Here is a 15,142-nt window from a genome sequence, read left to right as displayed (position 1 = left end):
AACGGTGGACGGCAAGGCTGGTCCACGTGTAAGGGACTTCAATGTATTGCAGAAGTTCGGCTGTTGCAAATGCTATGCAATAGCCGGGTGACGGTTTTACTGTGACCGCCATGAGACTTCAGCGATCGAAGTTCTTCGCCGTATCAGTGCTTGCCTGCGCCATGACGGGCGCCCTGCACGGCTGCAGCCGCTCGGCGGAGGCCGACGCCGGCAAGCTCCGCGTCGTCACCACCGTCGCGCCACTAACCAGTATCACCTCCGCGGTCGCCGGCGACCGGGCATCCGTGGAGGGGGTGGTGCCCGAGGGCACCAACAGCCACACCTTCGACCCCTCGCCGAAGATCGCCGAGTCGCTCAGCCGGGCCGACGTCATCCTGATCAACGGGCTGAGCCTGGAGGACCCGACGAAGCGGCTGGCCGAGCAGAACAAGCGGGCCAAGGCCGAGATCGTCGAGGTCGGCACCCGCATCCTGCCCCGGCAGGACTGGATCTTCGACTTCTCCTTCCCGGAGAAGGACGGCAAGCCCAACCCGCACGTGTGGACCGACCCCACGTACGCGGTGAAGTACGCGGAGGTGATCCGCGACACGCTCGCCGCGCGGGACCCCGCCAACGCCGAGTACTACCGCGCCAACACCGCCGCGTTCAGCGCGGCCGCGAACCGGCTCGCCGACGCGCTGCGCATCGACCAGGAGACCATCCCGGCCGGCGGGCGGGCGCTGCTGACGTACCACGACGCCTACGCGTACTTCGGCCGTACCTTCGGTTGGAAGATCATCGGCGCGGTGCAGCCGGAGAACTTCGAGGACCCCTCCCCCAGCGAGGTCGCCGAGCTCATCGAGCAGATCAAGGCCGAGAAGGTCCGCACCATCTTCGGCTCCGAGGTGTTCCCGTCGAAGGTCCTCGAGGAGGTCGGCCGGGCGACCGGCGCCCGGTACGAGGACACCCTGCGCGACGACGACCTGCCGGGCGAGCCGGGCCAGGACAACCACTCGTGGCTCGGGCTCATGCGGTACGACTTCATCACGATGGTGAAGGGGCTCGGCGGCACGACGACCAATCTCGAAGCGGTGCCGCTGACCCAGAGCACCACGGCAGACAAGGCGGTCTACCCCCAATGAGCGCACACATCGGCAACCTGCTGCGGCTCGACCGTGTGGACGCCGGCTACGACGGCACCGTCGTGCTGCGCGACGTCAGCCTCGAGGTCAACGACAACCAGTTCAGCGCCGTGGTCGGCCCCTCCGGCGCCGGCAAGACGACCCTGCTGCGCCTGCTGCTCGGCACCGTCAAGCCGTCCGCCGGGGCGGTGCACCGCCGCGACGGCCTGCGCACCGCGTACGTGCCGCAGCTGGAGACGGTGAACTGGGACTTCCCGCTGACCGTCTTCGAGTGCGTCCTGATGGGGCGCACGACCCGCTCGGCGCTGCCCTGGCCGAGCCGCGAGGAGCGCGCCGAGGTCGGCCGCCTGCTGGAGCGGCTCGGCATCGGGCACCTGCAGCGGCGGCACATCCGTGAGCTGTCCGGCGGGCAGCAGCAGCGGATGTTCCTGGCCCGGGCCCTGATCCGCCGCCCGCACCTGCTCGTGCTCGACGAGCCGACCTCGGGCGTGGACGCCAACACCCGCCACGACATCCTGCACCTGCTCGCCGACCTGCACGTGGAGGGCATCGCCATCATCCTCACCACGCACGACCTCAACGGCATGGCGGCGCACCTGCCGCACCTGGTCTGTGTGAAGGGCACGATCATCGCCCAGGGCGGCCCCAGTGACGTCATCACCCCCGACGTGCTGGAGCAGACCTACGGCGCGCGCATGGAGGTGCTGCGGCACCTGGACCTCCCGCTGGTCGTCGACCCGCGGGTCACCCTGGCGACGGCGGGCTGACCATGAACGCATTCCTGGACGCGGTCGTCCACCCGCTGCAGTACGCGTTCTTCCAGAAGGGGCTGCTCGTCGCCACCCTCTCCGGGGCGCTGCTCGGCCTGACCGGCGTCTACATCACCCTGCGCGGCATGAGCTACATCGGCCACGGCCTGTCCCACTCGATCTTCGGCGGGTTCGCCGCCAGCCAGCTCATCAGCGCCGAGTTCTTCCTGTGGGGCGCCGGCGTGTGGGGCGTCATGTCGGCCCTCGCCATCATCACGGTGACCCGGCGGCACCGCATCGGCGCCGACGCGGCGATCGGCGTCGTCACCACCGCGTCCTTCGCGCTGGGCATCGCGCTGCTGACCCGGTTCGGCGCGACCGGCCCCAGCTTCGAGAGCGCCCTCTTCGGCAGCATCCTGGGCATCTCCCAGGGCCAGATCTTCATGCTGTACGCCGTGGCGGCGCTCACCGTCGCGATGGTGTTCTTCGGGTACCGCTCGCTGCTGTTCGCCACCTTCGACCCGGATGTCGCCGCGGTCAGCGGGGTCAGCGTGCTGGCCACCGACATCATGCTCATGGTGGTGCTGTCGCTGAACATCCTCTCCACGCTCAACGTGGTCGGCGTCACACTGGTCGCCGCGATGCTCGTGATCCCGCCCGTGACGGCGCGGATGCTGACCGACTCGTTCGCCGCGACCCTGGTCCTCGCGACCGTCATCGGCGCCCTGTCCGGCGCGATCGGCATGTACCTCAGCTACGCCGCCGAGGTCCCCTCCGGCACCATGATCGTCCTGATCGGCGCGGTCGCCTTCACGGTCGCCCTCGCCACCGCGGGCCGCCGCCGTCGCCTCCGCGCGGCGAAGGTGCCGGCGGTCGCCGTCAGCTGAGCCGGGGTCGCCGGGTCCCGTCCGCCGGTGGGCCATGGCTCACCGGCGGACCCGCCCGCCGGCCCGGCGCCCTGCGGGTCCGGCCCGGCGTCCGCCGGCCCGGCGGTCAGCGCCGGTGGGTCAGCGGCTGAACTTCGCGATCGCCTCGGTGGTCACCGGGGTGAAGAGGTTGACCAGGTTGCCGTCGGGGTCGCGCAACAGCAGCGCCCGGTTGCCCCAGGGCATCGTCGTGGGGACGGTGACCACGTCCTGCACCACGCCCCGCAGCTGCTCGTAGCGCGCGTCCACGTCGTCCACCAGGAACTCGATGATCGCGGTGCGGTTGTCCGCCGGGTGGGCCGCACCGGGCGCGAACAGCGCGACCGTGCCGGTGCTGCCGATCGCCAGGGTGCCGTGCGCGGTGCGCAGCTCGGCGAAGTCCGCGCTGGCCCAGACCGCCCGTATGCCCGTGACCGCCTCGTAGAAGCCGACGAGGCGGTCGATGTCGGCGGTGATCAGGCGGGTCGAGACGAAGTCCATGGCGGTGCTCCCTGCTCGGTGCGGTGGTGCCGGTCGGGACGCACGCTACGGCGGATACCGGACAGCAACGGTCCAGTATCCCGATACGATTCGCTCCATGGCACGCCCGACGGCGCAGGTGCTCACGCTGCTCGAGCTGCTGCAGTCCGGCGGCGTCCGGACGATGGCCGAGCTCGCCGACCGCCTCGGTGTCGACCCGCGCACGGTGCGGCGCTACGTGGCGCACCTGATCGACCTCGGCGTGCCGGTCGAGTCGGTACGCGGCCGGTATGGCGGCTACCGGCTCGCCGCCGGCTACCGCCTGCCACCGCTCATGCTCAGCGACGACGAGGCACTGGCCGTGCTCCTCGGCCTGATCGCCGGCCGGCGCGCCGGGTCGGCGACGGCCATGGGGACGGCGAGCGAGACGGCCGCCGCGAAGATCCGTCGCGTCCTGCCGCCGCGGCTCGCGCAGCGGCTCGACGCGGTGCGCGAAGCCCTCGCCTTCACCGCCGCGCCCGGCGACGTCCCCGCGCCGCAGGCCGGTGTCCTGCTCACCGTCGCCGACGCGGTCCACCACCGCCGCCCGATCTCGATCGGCTACACCTCGGGCGCGGGCCGCGGCAGCGTCCGCGAGCTGCACCCGTCCGGGCTGGTGCACCACGCGGGCCGGTGGTATGTCATCGGCACCGATCCGCGCACCGGCGAGGAGCGGGCGTTCCGGCTCGACCGCATCGCCGGCGCGAGGACGCTGCCCGGCTCGTTCCCACCGCCCGGCGGACCCGACCCCGCGCGGCGCCTGCTGGCCGCGCTGGCGCGGGTCCCGTACCGGCACGAGGTGACGCTGCGGATCCAGGGCACCGCCGAGCGGATCCGCGAGCGGCTCCCGGCCGGCGTCGCCGAGATCCGGGACGGTCCGGATGAGGGTTGGCAGCGGGTGGAGCTGCGGGCGGAGCGGCTGGACTGGCTGCCCGGGGTGCTCGCCGCGCTCGACCTGCCGTTCGTCATCGAGCGCCCGGACGAGCTGCGTGACCGCGTCGTCGCGCTCGCCGACCGCCTGGTGACCTCGGCCCGGCGGCGGTCGTGACGGCCCGCACCCCGTCCCCCGGCACGGCACGGCGACCGGGCCGTCCAGGCGCCCAACGGGGGATGCGCACCTGAACGGCCCGGTCTGTCCTGTTCGCCGGCGGTCAGCTCCGCACGCCGGCCTGCGCCGGCAGCGGTTCGACGGTCTCCGCGGCGGGACGGCCCGGCAGCCAGATCCGCGGGCCGACCTCGAGCGACAGCGCCGGGATGAGCAGGCTGCGGACCAGGAACGTGTCGAGCAGGACGCCGACGGCGACCAGCAGACCCTGCTGCAGCGACTGCACCGTCGGGATCACGGCGAGGACGCAGAACGTCGCGGCCAGCACGAGCCCGGCGGAGGTGATGACGCCGCCGGTCACGGTGAGGCTGGTCAGGATGCCGGCCCGGTGGCCGCGCCGCTGCACCTCCTCGCGGGCCCGGGTCATGAGGAAGATGGTGTAGTCGACACCGAGCGCGACCAGGAACAGGAAGCCGAAGAGGAACAGACCCCGGTCGACGTTCGGGTGGTCCAGCGCCCGGAAGAGCAGCGCCGACGCGCCGACCGCGGCCGCGTAGGACAGCACGACCGACACCAGCAGCAGCACCGGCGCGACGACCGCCCGCAGCAGCAGCACCAGCATCAGCAGCACCACGCCGAGGATCAGCGGGACGAGCAGCTTCACCTCGGACCACTGGGCCTCGGAGGTGTCCAGCGCCACGGCGCTCTGGCCGCCGACGACCGCCTGGCGCACCTCGGCGGGGCCGCCGTCGAGCGCCGCCCGCAGCCGCTGCACGGTCGCGCGGGCCGCCGCGGTGTCGGGCGCGTCGTTGAGCACGGCGGCCAGGTGGGTCCAGCCGCCGGCGGTGGCGACGGTGTTGACGGATGTCACCCCGGCCACGCCCTTGGCGATCCCGGTCGCGGCGTCCGCCGCGGCGGACGGCACGTAGACGTCCGCCGGCGCCGAGGTGCCCGACGGGAAGTGCTGCCCGAGCAGCTCCTGACCGCGGACCGAGTCGACGGTCTTGGTGAACTGCTCGGCCTGCGTCTGGCCGGTTTTGATCGCCGAGGTACCGAACGCGAGCCCGACGAGCACGAGCGCGGTGGCGATCCAGATGAGCCGGGGCCAGCGCCCGACGAACGCGGAGAAGCGCGCCCAGACGCCGTGGTCCTTCTCGATGTCGGCGGCCTCGTACCCGGCGGTGTGCCGCGGGGCGAACGGCCAGAACAGCCAGCGACCGAAAATGACCAGCAGCGCCGGCAGCAGCGAGGTCATGGCGAGGAACACCACGGCGACGCCGATCGCCACGACGGGGCCGAGGCCACGGGTCGAGTTCATGCTGCCGAAGACCAGGCACAGGGTGGCGATGACGACCGTGCCGGCCGACGCCGCGATGGCCGGCAGGCAGCGCTGCAGCGCCAGGGCCATCGCCTCGTGCCGGTCCTCGTGCCGGTGCAGCTCCTCGCGGTACCGGGCGATCAGCAGCAGCGCGTAGTCGGTGCCGACGCCGAGCATGAGGACGGTGAGCACGTACGAGCTCTGCCCGTTGACCAGCAGCCCGGCGTGCTTGCCCAGCAGGTACACCAGACCCGTCGCGACCTGGCTGGACAGCCCGACCGCCAGCAGCGGGACCAGCCACAGCGTCGGACTGCGGTAGATGACCAGCAGGAACACCGCCACCACCGCGAGCGTCACGAGCAGCAGCGTGGCGTCCATGCCGGAGTACACGTCGATGTAGTCCGCGACGTTGCCGGCGGCGCCGGTGATGCGCACGTCGAGCCCGGCCGGCGCGCCGCCCTCGACCTCGGTGCGGACCTTCGCCACCGCGTCGCCGAGCACCGTGTTGTCGCTCTGCGAGGAGCGCAGCGGCACCAGGATGAACGCGGCCTTGCGGTCGTCGGACACCGTGACCTTGGAGATGTCACCGACGGCGAGCCCGGCCAGGGCGGTGCGGTCACCGTCGATGGCGGCGAGGTCCGCGTCGGTGAGGCCGCCGTCGCGCACGTACACGACGTCGGCGATCATGATGTTCTTGTCGGCGAACTGCGACTCCGCGATCTTGATCGCCTTGGTCGACTCGGCGTCGGCCGGCAGCCACGTCTGGGTCTCGTTGTTCTGCACCGAACCGAAGTCGGCGGCCAGCGAACCGCCGACCATGATGAGGATCAGCCAGACCGCGAATACCACCCATTTGCTGCGGCGCCCGGCGACGAGACGCGTGTATCGATTGGCGTTGCTCGATGGGGACGGGGGACGTCCGGCGGGTCGTTCAACGGTGGTTGTTTCCGTTGCCATGCGTGCTCACTCCACTGTCGGGAGCCCGGCGGACCGGGCTCGGTCGTCGTGCCGGACCGCGCCGGCGTCGACCGCGCACGCTGACGAAGGCATGGTGGAACGACCGGTCACACCGGTGCCGGTCAGCCGTCGCATGCAGGGCCGGGTCGTCGCGGCAGGGCCTGTGCCGTGGTCCTGCCGGATGGTCCGAAATGCATTCCTCACTGCATTGACGGGACCCGGCGCCACATTGTGACGGCGGGCGGCGACGAATTCGCCGGAGCGTGGGGCGAATGGTTTTCAGGACCACCGGAAAGGCGTGCGCCCGGCCGGTGAGCCCAGCGAGCCCGGCGACGCGCCCGGCCGCGCGCCGGCCGCGACACGCCGGAGGAGCGCGACCCACCGGAGTCCGCATTCCACCGTTTTGCGGCAATCGTGGGACTTTTCGGCGACCATGACAACGTGAGCCAGGAAACGGGAGGGCCTGACGACGATCACGTGGTCCACGTCGGGCGCCAGCCGATCTACGACCGCGACGGCGCGGTGATCGCGCACGAGCTGCTGTTCCGGGCCGGTGCGACCGCCTCGACCGCGTCCCGCCGCGACGCGCACGCCACCGCCCGGGTGCTGGTCGCCGCGTTCACCGAGTTCGGGCTGGCGGAGGTGTGCGGCGGGCGGGTGTGCTTCATCAACCTCACCCGGGACTTCCTCACCGGCCGGTTGCCGCTGCCGTTCGACTGCAGCCAGGCGGTCCTCGAGGTGCTGGAGACCACCGACGTCGACGAGGAGGTCCTCGCCGGCGTACGGGCGCTGGCCGAGCAGGGCTACACCATCGCCCTGGACGACTTCGTCTTCGGCAGCAGCCACGAGCGGCTGCTCGAGGTCGCCACCTACGTGAAGATCGACATGCTGCACGCCGACGAGGCCGCCGTCCGCGCCACCGTCGTCAACTGCCGGCTGCACCCCCACCTGCAGCTCATCGCGGAGCGCCTGGAGACCCCCGAGGCCCTCGACCTCGCGATGTCGCTGGGCTTCGAGTTCTTCCAGGGCCACATCCTGGGCCGCCCGCACGTCAGCTCGACGGTCGCGCTGGCCCCGTCCCGCCTCACCCGCCTGCGGGTCATGGCCGCGCTCAGCACCGAGGACGTCGACCTCGACGAACTGGTCGGCCTCGTCGGCCAGGACGCGGGGCTGAGCATGCGGCTGCTGCGGGCCACGAACGCGGCCTCGTTCGGCCTCAACCGCACGGTGTCGTCGATCCGCGACACGATCGTCGCGCTCGGCCTGACCCGGCTGCGGCAGTGGGTGACGCTGATGCTGGTCGCGGACCTCACCGAGGCCGACCCCGAACAGCTCAGCGACCTGCTGATCCGGGCCCGCTGCTGCCAGCTGCTGGCCGAGGCCGGCGGGCTGCCGGGCGAGCCGGCGTACATCGGCGGGCTGCTGTCCGCCGTCGCCGACCTGTTCGACGAGCCCGCTGACCGGGTGCTCACCGGGGTACCGCTGGACGCGACCCTCACCGAAGCGCTCCTCACCGGCGGCGGCCCGCTCGGCGCGGTGCTCGCCGCGGTCCGGGCGTACACGGCACCCGGGGGCGGGGCCGGCCCGCGCGCCCTGCCGCCCGCCGCGACCGACCCGGCGGCCCTGGCGTCGCTGTACCTGAACGCCGTGTGCTGGACGAACGCCACCCTGAGCGACCTGTCCGCCGAGCTGCGCCACACCGGCCCCGACCGCGTCACCCTGGACGGCTGACGAGCGGCCAGGCCGCGCCGGGCGGGAAACGTCTCGGCGCGGCGCAGGTCACGTCTCGGCGCGCGGCGGCGCACGGCGCGGGCGGGTCAGGTCTCGGCGCGGTCCGGGTCGTCGAGGGTGGCGAGGAACTGCCGTGCCCAGCGGTCGACGTCGTGGCCGTGGACGCGGGCGCGCATCCGCCGCATCCGCACCGCGCGCTCGTCCGGCGGCGCGTCGAGGGCGGCGACCATGCCGCGCTTGAGGTCCTCGACGTCGTGCGGGTTGACCAGGAACGCGTCGTCCAGCTCGGCGGCGGCGCCGGTGAACTCGCTGAGCACCAGCGCGCCCAGCTCGTCGCGGCGGGCGGCGACGAACTCCTTCGCCACCAGGTTCATGCCGTCGCGCAGCGGGGTGACCAGCATGACGTCGGTGGCGAGATACAGCGCGACCAGCTCCTCCGGCGAGCGCGACTGGAACAGGTAGTGCACCGGCACCCGGCCCACGGCGCCGTACTCGCCGTTGATCCGGCCGACCTCGCGTTCGACGCGTTCGCGCAGCTGCTGGTACTGCGCGACCCGCATGCGGCTCGGGGTGGCGACCTGCACCAGGACGACCTCGTCGTTGGACACGGCACCCTCGGCGAGCAGCTCGCCGAACGCCTCCACGCGCTGCTCGATGCCCTTGGTGTAGTCGAGCCGGTCGACGCCGAGCAGGAGCCGCCGGTTGTCGCCGAGGTCGGCGCGCAGCCGCTCCGACTCCAGCTGCACGTCCGGGTCGGCGGCGAGGCGGTCGATCTCGCCGACGTCGATCGAGATCGGGAAGGCCCGGGCCACGACGGTGCGGCCCTCGTAGCAGACCCGGTCGTCGTGCGGCTGCAGGCCGAGCAGGCGACCGGCGAGCTGCAGGAAGTTCTGCGCGGCGAGCGGCCGCTGGAACCCGACCAGGTCCGCGCCGAGCAGCCCGCGCAGCAGCTCCGCCCGCCGCGGCAGCTGCATGAACAGCTCCACCGGCGGGAACGGGATGTGCAGGAAGAACCCGATGCGCAGGTCCGGCCGCAGCGACCGCAGCATCGCCGGGACGAGCAGCAGCTGGTAGTCGTGCACCCACACAGTGGCCCCGTCGGCGGCGACCTCGGCGGTGGCCTCGGCGAAGCGGCGGTTCACGGCCTCGTACGCCTGCCGCCACTCCCGCCGGTGCACCGGCTGCTCGACGAGGTCGTGGAACAGCGGCCAGATGGTCGAGTTCGACTGGCCCTCGTAGTACTGGTCGACGTCCTGGGCGCTGAGCGGCACCGGCCGCAGCTGGATCCCGTCGACCTCCTGCGGGCCGGTGTCGTCGTCGGCGGCGCCGGTCCAGCCGACCCACGCCCCGCCGGACGTCCGGGCGATCGGCGCCAGAGCGCTCACCAGCCCGCCGGGGCTGCGCGTCCACTGCTGCCCGCCGTCCTCGCCGGTCGTGCGGTCCACCGGCAGCCGGTTGGCCACCACCACGAACGAATACCCGTCACCCACACCCACCGGGTTACCTCACCTGCGGCGCGGGAAACCGGATCGGGGCAAGAATCCCGCCGGATCACGCCCGCCGGTGCGCCGCGCGTACCCGCCCGAACCTCCGCCGTCACGCCGGGCGGCGGGCGAACAGCACCGCCCCGGGGGCGTCGCCGTCCGGGTCGAGCACCAGTTGCGCGTCGACGTCGCACCCGGCGTCGCGCAGCCAGGCCGCGACCCGCTCCGGCGGGCGCCGGTACACGTGCACCCGCATCAGATGCCCGCCGTAGCCCTCGGTCTTCAGCCTCACCCCGTCGCCGGCGTGGAAACCGAGCAGCAGCGGGGCGCCGGGCCGCAGCACTCGACGGAACCCTTCCAGGACCGCCGGGATGTCGGCGTCGGGCACGTGCACCAGCGACCAAAAGCCGAGCAGCCCGCCGAGCGACGCCTCGGGCAGGTCCAGGGCGGTCATCGAGCCCACCTCGAAGCGGATGCCGGGGTGCTCCCGCCGCGCGACGTCGACCATCCCCGGGGACAGGTCGATGCCGAACACGTCGACGCCGAGCCCGCGCAGGTGCGCGGTGACATGCCCCGGCCCGCACCCGACGTCCGCGACCGGCCCGCCGCCCGCGCCGGCCACCAGGTCGGCGAAGAGGGCGAGGGCGGCCCGCAGGAACGGCAGCCCGGCCAGCGTGTCGCGCAGCAGCTCGGTGTAGCTGAGCGCCACCGTGTCGTAGGAGATCCGGGTGTCCTCCAGCCAGCCTTCGCCCACGGCCCGACACCCTACCGCGTCGCCTCAGCCCGCGGGTTCCGCCGCCGGTGCGGGCTCCGCGGCCGGTGCCGGCTCGCCGCGGTCGCGCAGCGCGGTGCGGGTCACCTGGTACACGACGGCGGTGAGCGGGACGGACACCATGGCGCCCGCGACGCCGCCGGTGAGGGCGCCGGCGGTCACCGCGACCAGCACCACCGCCGGGTGCAGCCGCAGCGCCCGGCCCATGATGAGCGGCTCGAGGACGTTGCCCTCGACCTGCTGCACGACGATGACGGCGGCGAGCACGAGCAGCGCGTCGACCGGCCCGCCGGCGGCGAGCGCGACGAGCGTCGCCACGGCACCGGCCACGGTCGCGCCGAGGACCGGCACGAACGCCGCCACGAACGTCAGCACGGTCAGCGGCAGCGCGAGCGGCACCCCGATCACCAGCAGCGCCGCGCCGATGCCGACGGCGTCGATGGCGGCGACCGCGACGGTGCCACGCGCGTAGCGGGCCAGTGCACGCCAGCCGTTGGCCGCGGCCTCGCTCCACCGGTCGCGGCTGTGCTCCGGCAGCAGCCCCCGCGACCAGCCGACGATCGACGGGCCGTCCTTGAGCAGGAAGAACACCAGGACCAGCGACAGCAGCGCGGCGCCGAACGCCTCGACGGCGCTCATCGCGTACGCGGCCGCGTTCGGCGCGACCGCCGAGCGGAGCCGCTCGCCGCCCTGCTGGACGGCCGTGTCGAGGCGGCGCTCGCTCACCCCGAACGCGCCGGCGAGCCAGTCGCGGGTGCGCTGCCAGCCCTGCCCCAGCTCGTCGGGCAGCTCCCCGGCCTGCTGCGCGACCGCCTGCCACATCAGCAGCGCCGGCACGATCAGCACCACCAGCAGCACCAGAATGCCGGCGAGCGCCCCGACCGCCCGCGGCGCGCCGAGCCGGCCCACCAGCGCCGTCACCGGCTGCAGCAGCGCGGTCAGCAGCAGCGCGACGACCACCGCCAGCGTCAGCGGCGCCACCAGCACCGCCAGGCGCAGCATCAGGTACACCGCGGCGGCGATCACCAGGGCACACCCGGCGGCCGCGGCGGCGTACCGCAGCGACCAGGGCAGTGCCCGCAACACTCCCGTGCGTCGATCCGGAATCATGCGGCGTCTGTACCCGTGCGCCGCTCGCCGCACACTCCCGGAGTCCCGCTGGAGCGCGTGACCGGCGCCCCGGCGGTCCCGTACGGCCGCGCCTTGCCCCGCCACGGCGGTCGTCGTGCCGCAGCCCACCACACCGGACGACCTGCTGGCGCGTACGTCACCGTCCCCATACCGCCCTTGGCAGCCACACCGGATGGGCTCGGCGCGACCGAGGCGGTGACGTCCTCGTCCCGTACGGGCACGACGTCACCCGCGACGAGCCCGGCGACCCGGCCGATCGGCACGCCGGGCCGCCGGCCCGGTTCGCGGCCTGGTCCCGGGCGCCGGGCGGTCACCGCCGACCTGTGCACCCCGGCCCACCGGACCCGGCGCGGTCCCGCACCGTCCTCAGTGGACCGCCTGGGAACCGGTCCGGAGTGTGTGTGTGACAGCTGGCAGCAGTTGCCCCTGACCTGGCCGCAGGTCGCGGGCAAGAGCCGCTCGTCTCCAGTCATTGCACTGACGGCCGGCGCGACGCGCTGCGCGGACCTCGGATCGCGGCCGCGCCCCCGACGGCGATGAAGGCCAGGAACTGCGGCGCCGGCAGGGCGTCGCGGAACGCCGCATACTGGCCGAGCAGCAGCGCGGCCGCGACGAGCAGCACCCACGCGTTCCAGGCGGGCAACATTCTGGTACGAAGAACGGCGACGCCGAAGGCGGCCAGCGCGGCCGGAGCCAGGAGCGCGAAGTAGGCCGTGGAGAGCCCGGCCGCCCACTGTTGGGTGCCGAGGTACCAGTCCGGAAGTTCCCGCGCATCGAGCAGCGTGCTGGTGACTGCCAGGTCGAAGCTTGTCGAGGCGAGGGCGAGGGCGGCGCCGACCAGGTACAGCGACCGGCCAAGCCGCGCAGCGTCGCACTCCACGACCCGGGCGAGGAGTTCGACCGCGGCGACGGCCGCCACGATCGCGAGCGTGATCAGCCAGGTCGAGGTCAACCATGCCACGCGATGGGCCGACGCCACGCCGATGGCCTCGCGGACCGGGGCGCCCCACGTCGGCAGCAACGGCGGATTGACGACTCCGGCAATGAAACTCACCCCGGACATCAGCAACAGCACGCCCATCGTGCGCTGCCGCATTCAGCCCACCTCCGAGGCCGCCGGAGCGGCAGCGCCGACCGCCGCCTGCCGGTGGCCACGGGAGTTGAGGTTTCGCCGGCCGACTGCTGCCAGGTACAGCCAGGTGCTACCCCAGAGCAGACCGAGCAGGATGAAGTGCACCACTTTGTCGAACGAGTAGAACGGCGCGGCGACGATACCGCCGGCCAGGACGAGCAGTGGCGCCCACGCCGGTCGGCCGGTGAGCCGCTTGGCCCGCACCGTGGCGATGCCGATCAGGGCCATGCCGAGGAACATGAGCATGACGGTGGCGACGATCGGCGTGTCGACCTCGGCGTCCGGCTGGAACGCCAGGAACAGCGAGATGCCCGCGCGCAGAAGGTGACCGACGACGGCCAGCCCACCGCCGATGGCGGCGAGAACCGGCGAGGCCACCCTCGTCGCCAGCCACACCGCGATGTTGGCGATCATCGCAAGGTTCACCAGCGCCCAGAGCAACTCGAACGGCCGGTCGGTGATCGTCGGGTACCGGAAGACGCACGCCAGCAGCCCGTACACGATCTGAACAACCGCACCGGCGACCGCTACCCGGCTCGCCCACTTCATCGTCGTCCCCTATCGTGCGCAGCTTCGCATGGCCAGTAGTGAACACTAATGGTCCTGGCTAGTGGTTATGACTAGTGGTCACCACTAGTGTCAGGGTAAGTAGAGTCTGGTTCGTGCCATCCGTCAAGGGCCAGGTCTCGAAAAGCAGCGCCAGAGGTCAGGCGACCCGCGCGCGCATCGTCCGCCACGCCTACGCGCTGTTCTGCGAGTTCGGCCTCCGCGCCACCACCATGGAGACCATCGCGGAGCGGGCCGGCGTCGCCGTGCAGACGGTCTACTTCAACTTCCGCACCAAGGACCACCTGCTGCAGGCTGTCCACGAATGGACGATCCTCGGCGACGACCCGACTCCCCCGCCGCTGCAGCAATGGCACATCGACGCGATGCGGGAGCCGGACGCCCCCTCGGCGTTGCGCAAGATCGTCGCCGGGGTCGCGGCCATGCTGGCCCGGGTGGCGCCGATGATCCCCGTCTACCACGCCGTCTCGCAGGACCCGGCCGGCGCCGTTTACCAGAACTCCGAGACCCGCCGACGCGCCGACATGACCGCACTCGTCGACGCCCTGTCCCAGAAGACGCCGCTGGCGCCCGATGTGCGCCGGGACCGGGCGGCCGACCTCCTCTTCTTCCTGACCGGACCCGAGTGTTATCGCAGCCTGGTCATCAGTGCGGGCTGGGCCGAACCTGAATGGGTGCGGTGGGTCGGCGACACGCTCTGCCGAGACCTGTACGACACGACCGCACCGGGCCACCGCTGAGCCGAGCGAGGGGGAAGGCGGCATGCGACCCGGCTCACCCGCGACTGGCGACCCTACGCCGACACCCGCCGCAGCAACCCCGAGTCAATCACCGTGCGCTGGCGGGCCCGTGCTGAACGCCTCGACCGGCCCGACACCGACGCCATCGTCCGCTACCCCGAAACCGTCGCCCTGGCCGACCTGCTCAGCACCTTCACCTGGCCGGACGACGCCGCCGAAATCCCTACGAAGCCGATCATCACCGCACCCATGCACTTCCTGCTGCAAGCCGCCCGCATCCTCGACCACCCAGCACCCCGAGAACTGCTCAAACGAGGCCACCCCTCTGCCGCTGGGTCGGCATCCCCTTCCGGCCGGGCTACTGGTGGGAGGAACACGGACCCGAACCCGACCGAACCGCGTACTTCGCGCTCAACCGAGCCAAGACACGACCGGACTCCGAGAAAAGATCAGAACCACCGAGATGGAACCCGCCCAGCATGCCGCACTCAAGTTGATCCGCAGCTGCTTCCAGACGGCAACCGGATCAAGTTCACTGCGAACCAACGGCTGGTCCGTGGCCGCCACGGGTGAGCTCCGTGATGTCGTCCACCGCGATGCGCTCACCGGTGTCCGACACCCTGACGTGCGCTCCGGCGTGCGAACCGAGCCTCCGGAGGATCCCGGCGACCGTGGCAAGGGCCCGCTCCCGCGGAACAGCGTCGTCGACCTCGACGTCAAGGTTGACGAAGTCCGCTCCGGTGCCGGCCCCGACCACGTCGAATCCGTCTGTCGCCTGCAGCTCGTCCTCGATGTCGTCCCGATCCACGTCGGAGGGCAGCGAGAAAAGGTAGATGTCGATGAACATCAGCTGCTGCGCAATCTGTAGCAGGGCGAGGCGATCGGTGGTGGAACCTCGGTCAGGCACCGCTGGCACCCGGCATGGCCGCTCGGCGCCGGAGCCCTTCCGCGTGCTACGACGGACACCCCGA

14 protein-coding genes are annotated in these 15,142 nt (G+C 72.3%); 6 read left to right on the top strand and 8 right to left on the bottom strand.

All coding sequences use genetic code 11. The features are described 5' to 3' along the window. The first annotated feature begins 110 nt into the window (after window positions 1-110). Genes OP18_RS08385 through OP18_RS08375 form a run of 3 tightly spaced genes read left to right on the top strand, consistent with a single transcriptional unit; the run spans window position 111 to window position 2,757 of the window. Entirely contained in the window at window positions 111-1,121 is a 1,011-nt protein-coding gene (locus OP18_RS08385) for a metal ABC transporter substrate-binding protein (protein WP_033358272.1), read from the top strand. Beyond that, window positions 1,118-1,888 carry a metal ABC transporter ATP-binding protein gene (locus OP18_RS08380; protein WP_033358177.1) on the top strand — a complete coding sequence of 257 codons (771 nt, stop codon included), beginning with the start codon at window positions 1,118-1,120 and terminating at the stop codon, window positions 1,886-1,888. Before OP18_RS08385 ends, OP18_RS08380 begins: the two co-directional genes overlap by 4 nt. A 2-nt stretch (window positions 1,889-1,890) precedes the next feature. After that, window positions 1,891-2,757, top strand: coding sequence for a metal ABC transporter permease (locus OP18_RS08375; protein ID WP_052386389.1), 867 nt, complete (start codon window positions 1,891-1,893; stop codon window positions 2,755-2,757). A 120-nt stretch (window positions 2,758-2,877) separates the two neighbouring features. On the opposite strand, the gene OP18_RS08370 is transcribed toward OP18_RS08375, so the two are convergent. Beyond that, window positions 2,878-3,276, bottom strand: a complete 399-nt coding sequence (locus tag OP18_RS08370; protein ID WP_033358176.1) for a VOC family protein — start codon at window positions 3,274-3,276, stop codon at window positions 2,878-2,880. Window positions 3,277-3,373: 97 nt separating this feature from the next. Between OP18_RS08370 and OP18_RS08365 the strand changes: the two genes are divergently transcribed. Further along, the gene (locus tag OP18_RS08365; protein ID WP_033358175.1) at window positions 3,374-4,342 is read left to right on the top strand and encodes a helix-turn-helix transcriptional regulator; all 969 of its coding nucleotides are present in this window, start codon (window positions 3,374-3,376) and stop codon (window positions 4,340-4,342) included. A gap of 103 nt (window positions 4,343-4,445) precedes the next feature. Here the strand turns inward: OP18_RS08365 and OP18_RS08360 are convergent, their stop codons facing one another. Next, window positions 4,446-6,506 (bottom strand): MMPL family transporter, encoded by a 2,061-nt coding sequence (locus OP18_RS08360; protein ID WP_052386388.1) that lies wholly within the window; start codon window positions 6,504-6,506, stop codon window positions 4,446-4,448. Between the two features lie 549 nt (window positions 6,507-7,055). On the opposite strand from OP18_RS08360, the gene OP18_RS08355 reads away from it, so the two are divergent. Further along, the gene (locus tag OP18_RS08355; RefSeq protein WP_245635300.1) at window positions 7,056-8,345 is read left to right on the top strand and encodes an EAL and HDOD domain-containing protein; all 1,290 of its coding nucleotides are present in this window, start codon (window positions 7,056-7,058) and stop codon (window positions 8,343-8,345) included. An 86-nt stretch (window positions 8,346-8,431) separates the two neighbouring features. Here the strand turns inward: OP18_RS08355 and OP18_RS08350 are convergent, their stop codons facing one another. The 5 genes from OP18_RS08350 to OP18_RS08330 form a co-directional block, all read right to left on the bottom strand. Then, window positions 8,432-9,835 (bottom strand): alpha,alpha-trehalose-phosphate synthase (UDP-forming), encoded by a 1,404-nt coding sequence (locus tag OP18_RS08350; protein ID WP_033358174.1) that lies wholly within the window; start codon window positions 9,833-9,835, stop codon window positions 8,432-8,434. Window positions 9,836-9,941: 106 nt separating this feature from the next. Beyond that, entirely contained in the window at window positions 9,942-10,583 is a 642-nt protein-coding gene (locus tag OP18_RS08345) for a class I SAM-dependent DNA methyltransferase (protein WP_033358173.1), read from the bottom strand. Window positions 10,584-10,607: 24 nt separating this feature from the next. After that, entirely contained in the window at window positions 10,608-11,711 is a 1,104-nt protein-coding gene (locus OP18_RS08340) for an AI-2E family transporter (RefSeq protein ID WP_063745451.1), read from the bottom strand. 490 nt (window positions 11,712-12,201) lie between these two features. Continuing rightward, on the bottom strand, window positions 12,202-12,828 hold the full coding sequence (locus OP18_RS08335) for a hypothetical protein (RefSeq protein ID WP_033358172.1): 627 nt from the start codon (window positions 12,826-12,828) through the stop codon (window positions 12,202-12,204). Further along, window positions 12,829-13,413 carry a hypothetical protein gene (locus OP18_RS08330; RefSeq protein WP_156089365.1) on the bottom strand — a complete coding sequence of 195 codons (585 nt, stop codon included), beginning with the start codon at window positions 13,411-13,413 and terminating at the stop codon, window positions 12,829-12,831. It lies immediately after the preceding gene. A 113-nt stretch (window positions 13,414-13,526) separates the two neighbouring features. Here OP18_RS08330 and OP18_RS08325 point away from each other — a divergent pair, with 113 nt between their 5' ends. After that, complete coding sequence (locus OP18_RS08325) at window positions 13,527-14,171, top strand: TetR/AcrR family transcriptional regulator (protein ID WP_033358170.1); 645 nt, start codon at window positions 13,527-13,529, stop codon at window positions 14,169-14,171. A 532-nt stretch (window positions 14,172-14,703) separates the two neighbouring features. On the opposite strand, the gene OP18_RS52165 is transcribed toward OP18_RS08325, so the two are convergent. Beyond that, window positions 14,704-15,018: a hypothetical protein gene (locus OP18_RS52165; protein ID WP_156089364.1), complete on the bottom strand. Its 315-nt coding sequence runs from the start codon at window positions 15,016-15,018 to the stop codon at window positions 14,704-14,706. Window positions 15,019-15,142: the final 124 nt, after the last annotated feature.

Origin of the sequence: Dactylosporangium aurantiacum (genome assembly GCF_000716715.1) — a bacterium.
Lineage (GTDB): Bacteria > Actinomycetota > Actinomycetes > Mycobacteriales > Micromonosporaceae > Dactylosporangium > Dactylosporangium aurantiacum.
The sequence above is the reverse complement of the archived record's forward strand: the minus strand, read 5'-3'. Positions and strand labels throughout refer to the sequence as shown.